Here is a 12772-nt window from a genome sequence, read left to right as displayed (position 1 = left end):
ATATGCAATCACACTTTCTAAGCTGCCTGTGCGGCAGTGAACTATAGAGAAATTGTATTGGAGCAACAAGGCATTTTCTAAGCTGCCTGTGCGGCAGTGAACGTAGTATCAGACTCACTAACATTACATGATGATTTCTAAGCTGCCTGTGCGGCAGTGAACATTTCACAGCCAGATAGGCGATTTGCTGTTTATTTCTAAGCTGCCTGTACGGCAGTGAACTTCCGAAGCCAATTGATTACGAATTAGAAGTTTTTCTAAGCTGCCTGTACGGCAGTGAACACATATAAACGCCATGAGTCAGCCCTCTAATCTTTCTAAGCTGCCTGTACGGCAGTGAACAGTGTTCGAAGTCGATATGTTGAACCTGGTTTTTTCTAAGCTGCCTGTACGGCAGTGAACTATGCATGTTACACCGCAGCAAGTTACGAAATTTTCTAAGCTGCCTGTACGGCAGTGAACTGTTAGATACTACCTTTAATTTACTGATTATTAAAGAACATAATGATAAAAAGCAGAAAAACCCTTTTTATTAGCACAATATAATATTATATAAAAATCAACAAGTTAAAATTAACTGCAAAAAAAGGGTAAAAATAGGGTCGCATATCTGGTTAATGCAATGATATCCAATGCTTCAGAAAACCAGCTAAATATCCTAAAACTGAGCTGCTTACTCTTTTTACGATCACATATAGTTGTATAAAATAGCGGGCAATTTTTTTTATAAAAATTAAGAAGATTGATCCCTTTTTCATGACTAATTCTATTTTAAGAGAGATACAAATGACTTCGCTACCCATTTATCATGTCGATGCATTCACCGATAGCCCATTCTCTGGTAATCCAGCCGCTGTTGTTATATTAGATAATTGGCTTCCAGATGAAACTCTATTATCTATTGCTATGGAAATAAATCTCTCAGAAACTGCTTTCCTAGTCGATAACCAACTACGTTGGTTTACACCAAAAGTTGAAGTTGATTTATGTGGGCACGCAACATTAGCGACAGCTTGCGTAATGGTTGAACATTTATCCATTACTGATAATCCCATCGTATTTCAAACTCGCTCCGGGAATATTGCCGTTTATCATGGCAACGGTACTTATACACTTGATTTACCCAGAGCTACTTACAAAAAAGAGTCCGCTCTACAAGCAGATATCGAAAATGCATTAAGTCAGAAAATATCCGAACTTTTTGTCTCTCATAATCGCTACATTTGTTTACTAGAAACCGCAGAACAAGTTTTAAATACAAAACCTAATTTTGACAAAATAGCCACTCTGCCTTTACCAGGAGTTGTCATAACAGCACTGGGTGAACAACAAATTGACTTTGTTTCCCGATATTTCGCACCTGCTAAGGGCGTACCAGAAGATCCAGTAACCGGATCATCACATTGTGTATTAGCCCCATTTTGGAGCGACCGTTTAAATAAACAGAGATTGTATGCACGCCAATTGTCAAAACGCAGTGGAGACATTATGTGTGAATTACATGGAGATCGAGTGCATTTATCAGGCAAAGCCACATTATTTTCCTACGGGCATATCGTCCTCAATTCCCTAAATATTTCTTAAGATACACACGTCAATAAGTATTATTAATACAAAATTTTAAGGAAAAAAAGAGTTCTGCTATTAATAAAGCAAAACTCTTTTTTTTCTGGCTGCCTGTACGGCAGTGAACAAACAAGCTCGGCAACGTATTCTAATAAGCAATTTCTAAGCTGCCTGTGCGGCAGTGAACGAGTTGCCGCGATGAACTGGTCGCGTTGCTCATTTCTAAGCTGCCTGTGCGGCAGTGAACTATTAGATACTACCTTTAATTTACTGATTATTAAAGAACATAATGATAAAAAGCAGAAAAACCCTTTTTATTAGCAGCGGCTAATCTCTTAAATAAATCAATAAGTTATAATTAGCCGCTAAAAAAGGGTCAAAACCAAGGGATGGTAGCTGATGAACTTAATCCATACGAGCTAAAAACTCCCGGTATTGGTTTGTCTTGTATTGACCCTTGTTCGACAAACAACAGAAAACTTTGACCTGATGACAAACTTTTGAGAAACAAGAATGGTAAATGAGTACGTTGCTCTTTGCTGATAGAAATGCGTTGTAAGGCTTGTTCCTCCGTTAACCATCCTTTTTTAATTGAACGACGACGAAGCCGCTCCACGCTACTTTTAACCTGCACTCGGCTGACACAACAGTACTTAGTTTCTTGGGGAATTGGCTGAATATCAGTCATTTCAGTGTAGTCCCGAAGTCCTTTTAACCAAGATAAAGACTGCAAATCATTCAATGCTTCATTTGCACCGTGAATCCTTAGCGTATCCCCCAGTGTTTTTCTCGCACGGGGAAAACTGACCCCAATACGTCCGTTACCTACTTGCCCCAAAGCCCGATGCAGTTTAGCAAATAACGCTTCCATAAGGTCTTGCTGGCTAAATTCAGGATCGGAAAGAACACGGATTTCAAAGTAATAATCCATCTGATCCCCTTATTCACCTTTTTCACCAAAAACACCGCCACGAATTAGCGTCGCCATAACATAGTGTTGTTGCTCTACTTCTGGCGCTTTTCCTTTAACAACCCAGTTATCTAACAAAGTATAAAAATCCATTTTTACTTTAGGCTGACGATAAGCCTTACCACGACTGGTGACAGAACCATAGGGTTCAACCGCTATTGGGCCAAGACCTAATTCCGTAGCGTCTGGGTACCACGTGTCAATAGTGCGGAGCGCATTACCCACTTTTTGCGAATGAAGTGCAGCGATCTCATTGACTTGATACAACACTTTGCTTTTTTTACTGTTACTATCGAGAACCAACTCTTGAGAAGGGAAAATCTCCTGTCCATGCCCCAAACGAACAAATGCCTCAACATTGAATAATGTTGATCTATCGCCTGCCAATCCTTCTGCAATTTCGGCGGCAAGTTCAGCTAAATCACCGTCTACCTTACCAAATTCACGTAAGCTGAAATTTTCGCAATCAAACTCCCACCATTTGCCACTCTTACCACTTACGCGAACCTTAATTTCTTCTGCTCCAACTCGGTTACGCCACAAAAACCGTCCATTAGCCAAGTTTTCTGCATAACGTGCTGCAAGTGTTTTAAAACCATGTTCAGCGATATAACCGTTAATCACGTTTGCCAGTTCAGCTTGATAATCCTGATCATTACATACTGATGGTGTTGAAAGATTGCCTAAGACCCGTAATGTAAAACTAACTTTTAGGGTATCCGCATCAAAAGGCAATGCGGCAACATCGACACGTTGCAGGTTTGCTTTTTGAATCTCCGCATCCAACTTAGCTGGATCGCTGGTTAATGCATTTTTCAAGCGGTTGGAAATCGTCCCCCGGACAGCTTTTTCCTGAATAGCAATAGGTTGCCATTCACCGTCAATTTGTTCCCAATTTCCAGCAAACATTAAAGCATCGGAGTTAGAAAGTTTACGTTCAAATGCCAGTACAGAAGCTGTTTTAATAGTTGATTTAGACATGTAGATATCCTTCTTTAAATTAATCAGTCGATTATTCTTACTTTCTTATTGTGTTTGGATTGACGGGAAACAGTCTGTTGATTACCACACCTGTAGACACCCTCTCTCTCTTGATAGTCATAACACCAGAGTAACTGGCGAATATCATTAATACGGTGCGGGCTTTTCCATTCACCTATCCCATAGATTGCTTCAACAAAACAAAATGGAGTATTAGGATCACGAGTTTTATCTACTTTCCCGGCGGGATATAACGGAGATATTGCCTGATAACCTGTCATCAGAGGAACTAAATATCCAGAGCCGGGTTTAGGAATATATTCCCAAGATGCAGGATCACCAATTTCAGGTTGCTTATCATCCTGAGTAGGAATAGCCCGCATTTTAATAGTAGAAAAATCAAGCCAGGCATCAATCATCTCTGCTTGAGGATTATCCTGTTTTAATTCTTCGTAGTGTTTAGCTAACAATTCAGAGCGATCTAACAAGGCAAAACCCGGTAATAAACGATGCATTAATTTACGGGTTACCTGCCCTTCCTGCGGAAAAGCAATAACATTAACTTTAGCAATTTCAATAATAGTACCACCTGCTAGTCTTTGAGTTGGACATATTTCTAGTAAATATTGTTCCAATTCGTCAGCCCCTGCATCGCCAGCAATTTCACCAGAACATTCTATTAATAAAGAAACTGTCATATGCATACGACCTTCTTCATTAATCGTCTCCGTTTTTGCTTCTTTGGTTAGAGGATTGCGAGTTAATGCAAAAACTTTATCTTTAATTGGATCGGACTGATATACATGAAGTTGGTGGTTATGACAAATTACACCACAATTTTCTAGTCTTAGATTATAGCTTTCTTGTAGCTTACGTGAGATAGCATGAGTAAACCCAAGAAAGTGAGTGATTGCCGGAAAACCATAGGTTAAACCAGTAATAGCATTAGCATTCTCTACTCGAATATGATGTAAAATAATTAAATGGCTCATAACGGTACCTCTGGCAATTCATCCTCAAATTCACGTAGCCGCTCTTTAAACACAGAAGCCCACTCACGACGTTCAGATAATCCCATTTCTAACCGCTCATGCCTTAAACTCTGATTCAGCCAGTAACTAAAATCTACGGCTATCTCTTTTTTCCAGTCACCACCTTCGCGTTCAAATTTAAACGTTTCATCTTGCTGACAACGATAAGGATCAAGCCAAAGTTGTTGAGCTCGTTTTAACTCACAACCTTCATTAGCACTCCAACCTTTCATCTCAATCAAATTTTGTATGACAACGACATAGTTAAATAAAATATCAATAATTTCATCAACATATTCCTGACGACATTGTTGGATCTCTAATGTGTTTTCATATTTTTGTACACTTAACAAATACCGTTGCATCTGCCAAATAGTGCTACGGACTAATGATACAAACTCACAACCCAGATCAAAAATAGACCTATGTTTCATAGGTGGTTTAGTCATATTTTTCCATTCAGGAGCTGAACATGGTAAAAGATAGACTCGTCCACCCCGCATATTGTTAAGATAAGAGGTAATTTGTGGCTTAGTGCTACCAAAATACTGCACAGCAGTATTAGGATAAATCGCGATAATTTCAGGACGCCAAGATTCTTCTTTTTTCGCTTTGCTAATTTCTTTAGATAATTCACCAAAGCGTGCTCCAGTAATACGCTGATGCATGGTATGTGCCAGAGATGAAGAAAATAGTGGGCCTAATAAGTGATATTTATTATAGCCAACAGGAAAATAAAGCTGTTTCGCTAGTCTATGTGAAGAAAGTCGTTTATCTGATAAAATTTGACTAAACCCATTGATCCATAATTCAAGCTGCTGCTGATTTTTTGCCAGTGCAGCTAGTGCTGAATAGTCTGCCCGATTTATATTTGCCAGCAATGAATCACCTTCCCGATATTCCGTTAATAATAATTTCGCAATATCAAGAGCAGCCGCATTTCCTGCCGCATCTATGGCAGGTTTATCTAAAGCTGCCGTGGAAAGATATTTAATATCTTTTTTTACATTTGCTTTTGATTGTACCGCAAAAATACTGCTACCTCTTGCATCAGTATGAGTAAATTTCAGCACATGTGTCACTAAGCGGATTTGATCCACTCGATTAACCGCATCATCCAACCAATTTCTAACTTCATAGTGCTCTTCCCATTCCTTGCGTTTTTCAGCTAATTCTTGTTTAGCTAGCGTAATATCCTCCATAGAGGTTAGTTTTGCCAATTTTTTTTCAGCCTCTTTATCAAAAGCCTCCAGCTTTGATTGTTTACGGCTTTCAATATAATCGACAATAAATCGACTCAATCCATTTTCATTCATAGGCTCTTACCTACCTTATCAAAATGATTATCTGGTTGTCTGCTAAATTTAGCGCGAAAACATGATTTTGTACATCATCAACGAATAAATACTTCAGCTTTGAGCTCATCACCTTAACCAAGGTATTTTAATTTATTCTGTTCATTCTCTTTACCAAGATTTGGCCTCTGTATATTCCACAACAAAATACCTAAAAATCACCCTAATGTATCGCTGTAGTAATGAGAAATAGGGTATCAATCAAGTCATGGTATTAAATTTATTTCTTCTGCCAATTCAAGATGAATCAGTATGCTCATAACATCTCATTATCAACGACATATTCATTAGACAGTTTATTTCTTTAAACGTTCAATTTATTTTAAAAAAGTCTCCCTTTTTTAAGTACTTTTGAGGGGTAACTCGCAATTTTATATAGAATTTTCATAGTACTGCTCGTTATAAATAAGCTTAATACAAAACACTGGGCGTTATCCATAGGCATTAAGCTCAAACGAGCATAAAATTCTTCGACTACCATACGTGATAACAGCCAAATACATTTAATGTTTTCCATCTCTAGCCTCAATTCAAAACAATCAGCCACATTAAATCACTTCTCTCTCGAATCGGCGGATTTCGAACAGATCTCTTTGGACATACGGTGTTAAACAATAGAAGAACAACATTAGTCGTACTTGCCTGTCTCTAGTTCATCAAAAAACGATTCACCATCAATTAGGTTACCTGCTTCAATATCAGCTTCGGCTTGAATTGCTCTGGATTTCAAAAACTGAATCTTAAGCGCTTCAATGTTTTCATATTCATCTATTGATAGAACAACGGCAACAGGCTTGCCGTTCCTATTAATCTGGATCGGAGCATGCTGCGCTCTTAACAACATATCACCAAAGTGAGTTTTAGCTTCATTGGCAAAAAATGCATACATATTTATAGTCTCGCAAATATCGTTCGATTCGCTTAGTTTGATTGAATCGAACGACAATCACCACGATCATTACCTAAAAACACCGCATATTATTCAACTAACTTCTCTAAACACCCCTAAAAATGGGTGGTAACACCATGCTTCTCCACCATCTTTTTTTTCCCTGAGGCAAATCTCACCAAAACGCTGGCTGATATCTTTTAGTTCCATCTCATGGATACCAGCCAGATTCTGGTAAATAGTCTCAGTATCAAGTTCAATCCAAATATTTACACCCGACGCAAACAATAGCTCCTGTACATCCTTAAACTTACCATCGTCTTTTATCCCAGCAAGACCACTGTCTGGAGCCATAAATTTCGCCTTTTCACCCTCTTCTTCAAGCCACAGATAATACAATCGATCAGATTTATAACCAATTTCAGGCTTACGAAATGGCTTATAGAGTTGAAGTTCCGCACACCATGAGGCTTGTTTACGCCACCAAAGTGCTGAGCAATAACCATATTCATTATCAGAATCACCTTGAAGTTCATCCCACAAACGTTGATGTTCAAGATCAACTAAGTTCTGAAAAGGTGAACGTTCCCCTGCGTCATCTCGTTCCCTAATCCTAGGTAATGCACTAATTAGTTCATATTGATCAGGCTCCAGTAATTCATGTAAATCATGACTGGCAAGGAGGTAATCTTTCGACTCAAATCCTGGCCGACAATAAACTGGATGTTCTAAATCAGTCGCTTTAAGTGCTTTATAGTTTTTCACCAGAATATGCAGATTAGGTATCTTTGGCTCTTTTTGCCGATGGCGTTGAATACGCCCAGCAAGTTGTATCAATGAACGCATTGAACTGGGTTCAGCAATAGACCAGTCGTAATCATGATCCCGACCAACTTCAGCTACAGATGTAGCAAGTGAGACAAAAATATGATGCTTCTCTGGCATCTCCTCTAATGCTTTGCGAATTTCCGCCACCTGCCACAACTCTTCTTCATCGTATCGTGTTAATGTGGAATCCAGCCGATGTTCAAGATGAGAACGTATCGCCAAAGGATACTGGCTGTGATAAACACAATAATGGATACGCATATTTTCAGGGGATGGTATTTGTAATAACCGCTGTGCAACAGCAACCAGTGGATTAATATTTGCCATCCGGATTAAACCAATAGAAACGGTTTTACCCGATGAGTGAGTTTGATGATGTTCCTCATGTAATTTCAATATAGAGCGATGCATCACTTCAGCGATAGTATTAATAACATTATCAACTTCACGAGTTTCAGAAATAATCGGTACAAGTTCAGCTTTACGCAATGGCACCGTTTCTTTAAGCCTGCCAATACGCTTATTAACGAAAATATTATGCTGTTCCTGAAACTGATATGCATCGACCACATCCTGTTGAGTTGTTTCATATTCATCAAACCAAGCACAACAGATATTCACCGGAGCACCTGGTTGACCACATGCTAATTGATAATCTTGGCGTCCAGCCCGATAAGCATTGAACAATGTCTGAATCAACGCAGGAGGTAATGTGGCCGATGAAAACAATACCCGCGAACCTAATAACCCTGCCCAGTTCACTAACCTACATAAAGCAGGCAAGTCGTTAATATCAAAATCATCCGGCTCATCCAACACCAAATCAGAAGTAAATAACCTCAGCATGGGTGCAATTTGCTTTCCACCACGAATACCCTCAGTGGCGGGAATTAAATGGTCGATGGTTGTCACCAGCACAGGTGCGCTAAGTAGTTCGTTAAGTTTATCATTTTTTTCGTTCAACTTATCTTTGCATAACCATTTCCCCAAGTAACCACCATCTAAGCTACCGTCATAACTGATATACTGGTGTTCAGCAAATAACTCTTCCGCGGATATACTACCCACATCAGGCTCAAGTGCCTTTTGGCGGAGTTGATGTAATTCTTTCACTGCCTGAGAACCAATAAGCACCGCCAGATCGTCTTCTTCCAAGTACAATCTTTTACGTAATGCATCACCGGTTTGTAACGTTAACGTTCTTAACCCCAAAGCAATGGAGAAACGGCATCCTTGTTTTTCATCAGCTAATCCATACATGATGCGTGCATTAGCAAAAGTTTTACCACAACCAGTAGAAGCCATATTAATGCCAAAAAAACCCTGTTCTACTGAACGTTCACGTAAAGCACATGCAACATCGAACGCCTGATCCTGCCAACGATATTTTTCATCTTTACTGCGTTGTTTAAATCCTTTGTGCCGGGTAATCGCAGGCAGCGTTTTGCGGATATGTGGCAAGTTTCTCCCTAGTAATAAAGCATTCTGCCCAACACCAATATTGTGTTCATCTAATCGCTGCTTGCACTTGCCGGTGGTCTTATCAGTATTGGCAAATACCCCATAGTTAACATCCTGCCAACCCAAAGTTGCAGGCAACGATGAATAATGATGATCGGCCAGCATTAAAACCAGTCGAGACATATGACTGGTGAAACGCTGGTTCAGATTGCCATATTGCGATAATGACGCTGATTGCAGCGCTCTTCGCGCAAATTTTTGTGCTTTCTGACGCCAAGTCTGACTGCGGATAGGTGTACCATTTGGGAATGTCCAGACATCATGTTTATCCTGATCACTCCAGACCTTATTATCCATGTTGACTGAATTCCATGACGGTTCTAAGTGCTTAGTCAGCCAACTATCAATATCTTTTAATTGTGGTCTGCGTACATACCGATCGTCATAACTAGGATAAACAGGAAGACGATGATGAGAGAGGATTAGCCAAGCAACAGTGGTTGCCAATGGCGGTAAATCAGTAAAAGGATTCGTATATTTTTTACCAATACCATCTTTAATCAAACAAGAAAGTACTTTACTCTCGTCACCAAGCTCTATCTGACGCAACGAAGTCAACCACTCCTTATCATTTTGATTATTAACAAATGCCCGAAATAACCGCAGAGATACCCATTCATGTCGATATGGTTGAAACCGCCCATCTCCTCGTAAACCTTGCTGGAACAACGCATTAGCTTTACCAAAATCATGAAATAACCCAGCAACCGCCGCCAATAAGCTTATAGCTTCTACACTATGCCAGTGATTTTCATCCTGACTTTTCAACACATCACGTTGTGTTGTATTAGTGGGTACAACTCCCCGTGAGTTAAAACGTCGCAAATTCCCGACTATCCATAACAGCTCAGTTTGACCACCACTTTTTATCCAATGGCAAGCAACCGCCGTATTACGACGTGCCGTTTTACGCAATAGCTTACGCAAAGTATTTAAACCTTCCAGTGTGATAGCCGTTTGCCAAGTTCTATCACCTTTACGTTCAGCAAATTGATCCAAAATTCGGCGAGTTTCTGTTAGCGCGCGTTTATTACATTGAGAGACTAAAAGAATATTCATCGTGCCACCTGACTCAGTTGCTGAGCAATTGTTTGCATGCAGGGCATCAATCATAGTGTCCAATGCCTCAGATTTTTGAAATCCACTAATACAGCGTTGGCGAAATTCCTGTTCATCTTCTCCAGCCATTGCCGCTTCTAAGCTGCCTGTACGGCAGTGCACATTACCTGCAATATTGTCGAGTATTAGTGAATTTTCTAAGCTGCCTGTACGGCAGTGCATTTGTTACATATTAACTTTAACCTGCTGATTTTTAAAAAACATAACTACTAAAAAGTGAAAAAAACCTTTTTATAAGTCATAATTAATTTATCCATAAAATCAATCAATTACAACTCCCTTCAAAAAAAGGGTAAAAATAAGGTAGCAGCAAAAATATCATCACATACTTAAGCCGTCTATCCTAAGGTCTGTGCAGTAAGTGAGAATTGCTGCCTATAAAGCGTTCAACGATGATGAAGCCAATTCACTGAACTCGATTATCAACAAAAATCAATACCTCTTAATCTCGCAGCCTTTTTCAATAGTGACATCATCCAATAAATAAGATTCCAAAATAGCGCTACACCTTATACCACTCATAATTCTATGTATAACAACGGGTTGGATAAGGCTATGTGTAGCAGAATTATGAAACGCTATTTATTCCAACAGTTGTATTAATTTCACCATGTACTTAAATATTGAAAAATTCAATGTTATCCAATTTACCAAGTCTCCAATTCATATTTTCAGCAACATAATTATCTTGATTAAAGATATAATGTATATTACATATTATTATGAAACCAAATATAAACATTACAGGTAAAAAGTGATTATTTACTGCCACCATTTAAATTAAACCCCTCTATTCATGAATTATTTTATTTTCATTCACCTATTTTATTAGCTAATGATCCTATAATAATTCATCCACCTAATATACCACCATTATATCAATCATTTATACAAACCGTTTCAGCAGCCACTCCCATCATTAAATAAAAATATTAGGCTATCCTCTCATATATCTCGTATTCCATGCCATCTGAACAATGGTGGATTATCTCTATGATTAAGGAAATGCCCTGAAAATATCAGAGCATTTTTTAAGTTAAATGCATCGCTTACTATTAGCGCCGTAGTATGGTGTAAGAAAATATCATGTTACGAAGATAATCATTGTCAACTTTATTATCAATAATTTCACCGGTCTCAAGAATCAATCGATGAGTTGGTTCCTTTGAGCAAAGAATCATGAGCCGCATTTTATCTTTTAGAAGCCAGCTATCATTGCTCGCAGGACTAAGCCAGTGAGATTTTAGCAAGATATTACCCTGACTATCACAAGGCATTTCATTAAATTTTACCGTCCAGTTAGCATCAATTTCTGTTTCTTTATTAACAGGACCATTCTCACCTTTAATATCAATAGAACCATAAAATAGGAAATCACCATCAACAAGGTGAACTTTACCGGCACTCCATCTTGAATATCCTAACCCAATGTTTTTAGGGATATTTACCAACGTTTGATATTGAACACCTTTAACTGAATACATCATGTTTCAATCCCCTTTGGTATAGTTACTGTGCGAAAATAGAATTTAACTACTCCAGATTTAACCAATAAATGCAATATTATTACTCTATGAATAAATAATTTCATATCCCTTTAAATAATTCATTATTTTTTCTACTCCATGTTTTTCCTGATATTTTAAAAAGAAAATTTTAAATTATCTATATTATTTCAGATAAAAACCATTTAAATAAATTAATTTTTCATGTAAAAATCAAATTAATCTTTTGTATTAAAAACACAATAATCTATAACGCCTTATTTTTAATTCTAAAAAACAACATGCATTCCAATTGAAAATGAATTATAAAAAGATTATTTGATATTTATCGCATATAAGGATTAATAAAGTAAACAATTATCAAGCATCAATTTGTAGTCATTATCATCAGAAAATCAAGACAAATTCACATCCATGTGATTTTATATTGTTTCACTGAACTACTTAAAATATCAGAGTTTATTAAAAAACAATTTATTTCCAAGGGATTTTTATTAACTATTTTGAGATTTCGATGCATATAACCAATAAGTATATTTCTCATGAAATTCTTTCCTGAGTTGTTTGGGTAGTCTCTTAGCCAACTTTTCTATTTCTATGCGGTAATAGCTTTCAATCTCATTAACCGTTTTTTCTGGATTGGATTTAATTAATCGTTCCGCTAATTCTTTAATCCGATCTTCAACCAGCTCGTTACCGTCTCTCCCCCACCGATAAAATGAAAAAGGAGCAAGTTCTGATGGAGTGAAACTTTTAAGTTTTTCTAAATAAATTTTCAAAATAATAGATCACTGGAAGGGAACTCAGTCCGATTTTTGCGATCTGATCAATTGCCAAAAATCCCAAACCTCAACACGGACTGAGTGATGCCTATCATAGCACCCATACCTCAAAATGAATGCCAGAAAATGAGAAAACTTATCCATAAAACCCGTGATAAGAACTATTCCCGTCGATTGACGGCGTTATTGATGCTCAATGAGGGATTGACGGTGACTTATGTCGCC

9 protein-coding genes, 1 pseudogene and 1 CRISPR repeat array are annotated in these 12772 nt (G+C 38.0%); of the genes and pseudogenes, 2 read left to right on the top strand and 8 right to left on the bottom strand.

The features are described from left to right. Positions 1–14: 14 nt before the first annotated feature. Positions 15–462: direct repeats of the CRISPR family, unit length 28 nt; unit sequence TTTCTAAGCTGCCTGTGCGGCAGTGAAC. 324 nt (positions 463–786) lie between these two features. Beyond that, positions 787–1584 (top strand): PhzF family phenazine biosynthesis protein, encoded by a 798-nt coding sequence (locus C6H66_RS13480; RefSeq protein ID WP_105395848.1) that lies wholly within the window; start codon positions 787–789, stop codon positions 1582–1584. A 358-nt stretch (positions 1585–1942) separates the two neighbouring features. Here C6H66_RS13480 and cas6f read toward each other — a convergent pair whose 3' ends face one another. From cas6f to C6H66_RS13445, 8 genes are all read right to left on the bottom strand, one after another. After that, positions 1943–2497: a type I-F CRISPR-associated endoribonuclease Cas6/Csy4 gene (gene cas6f / locus C6H66_RS13475; RefSeq protein ID WP_105395847.1), complete on the bottom strand. Its 555-nt coding sequence runs from the start codon at positions 2495–2497 to the stop codon at positions 1943–1945. Positions 2498–2506: 9 nt separating this feature from the next. Then, entirely contained in the window at positions 2507–3517 is a 1011-nt protein-coding gene (csy3, locus tag C6H66_RS13470) for a type I-F CRISPR-associated protein Csy3 (protein ID WP_046394381.1), read from the bottom strand. A 23-nt stretch (positions 3518–3540) separates the two neighbouring features. Further along, positions 3541–4509, bottom strand: a complete 969-nt coding sequence (gene csy2, locus C6H66_RS13465) for a type I-F CRISPR-associated protein Csy2 (protein ID WP_105395846.1) — start codon at positions 4507–4509, stop codon at positions 3541–3543. After that, the gene (gene csy1 / locus C6H66_RS13460; RefSeq protein WP_046394379.1) at positions 4506–5864 is read right to left on the bottom strand and encodes a type I-F CRISPR-associated protein Csy1; all 1359 of its coding nucleotides are present in this window, start codon (positions 5862–5864) and stop codon (positions 4506–4508) included. Before csy1 ends, csy2 begins: the two co-directional genes overlap by 4 nt. Before the next feature lie 667 nt (positions 5865–6531). Then, a complete protein-coding gene (locus tag C6H66_RS13455; RefSeq protein WP_036807242.1) occupies positions 6532–6792 on the bottom strand; it encodes a type II toxin-antitoxin system Phd/YefM family antitoxin in 261 nt (86 codons plus the stop codon). A 93-nt stretch (positions 6793–6885) separates the two neighbouring features. Further along, entirely contained in the window at positions 6886–10200 is a 3315-nt protein-coding gene (cas3f, locus tag C6H66_RS27645) for a type I-F CRISPR-associated helicase Cas3f (protein WP_422615611.1), read from the bottom strand. Positions 10201–11315: 1115 nt separating this feature from the next. Next, entirely contained in the window at positions 11316–11747 is a 432-nt protein-coding gene (locus C6H66_RS13450; protein ID WP_105395845.1) for a hypothetical protein, read from the bottom strand. Positions 11748–12259: 512 nt separating this feature from the next. Then, positions 12260–12544 carry a hypothetical protein gene (locus tag C6H66_RS13445; RefSeq protein ID WP_105395844.1) on the bottom strand — a complete coding sequence of 95 codons (285 nt, stop codon included), beginning with the start codon at positions 12542–12544 and terminating at the stop codon, positions 12260–12262. A gap of 87 nt (positions 12545–12631) precedes the next feature. Here C6H66_RS13445 and C6H66_RS13440 point away from each other — a divergent pair. Further along, a pseudogene (locus C6H66_RS13440) lies at positions 12632–12772 on the top strand (IS630 family transposase); the annotation flags it as partial.

It is taken from the genome of Photorhabdus hindustanensis (assembly GCF_002968995.1).
GTDB classification, from domain to species: Bacteria; Pseudomonadota; Gammaproteobacteria; order Enterobacterales; family Enterobacteriaceae; genus Photorhabdus; species Photorhabdus akhurstii.
Note: the sequence above shows the minus strand (reverse complement) of the source record. Positions and strands in the feature narration are given on the sequence as shown.

Bases quoted from the DNA above. Each gene is read 5' to 3' on its own strand.
- C6H66_RS13480 (WP_105395848.1), top strand. From the start codon at position 787: ATGACTTCGCTACCCATTTATCATGTCGATGCATTCACCGATAGCCCA.
- cas6f (WP_105395847.1), bottom strand. From the start codon at position 2,497: ATGGATTATTACTTTGAAATCCGTGTTCTTTCCGATCCTGAATTTAGC.
- csy3 (WP_046394381.1), bottom strand. From the start codon at position 3,517: ATGTCTAAATCAACTATTAAAACAGCTTCTGTACTGGCATTTGAACGT.
- csy2 (WP_105395846.1), bottom strand. From the start codon at position 4,509: ATGAGCCATTTAATTATTTTACATCATATTCGAGTAGAGAATGCTAAT.
- csy1 (WP_046394379.1), bottom strand. From the start codon at position 5,864: ATGAATGAAAATGGATTGAGTCGATTTATTGTCGATTATATTGAAAGC.
- C6H66_RS13455 (WP_036807242.1), bottom strand. From the start codon at position 6,792: ATGTATGCATTTTTTGCCAATGAAGCTAAAACTCACTTTGGTGATATG.
- cas3f (WP_422615611.1), bottom strand. From the start codon at position 10,200: ATGAATATTCTTTTAGTCTCTCAATGTAATAAACGCGCGCTAACAGAA.
- C6H66_RS13450 (WP_105395845.1), bottom strand. From the start codon at position 11,747: ATGATGTATTCAGTTAAAGGTGTTCAATATCAAACGTTGGTAAATATC.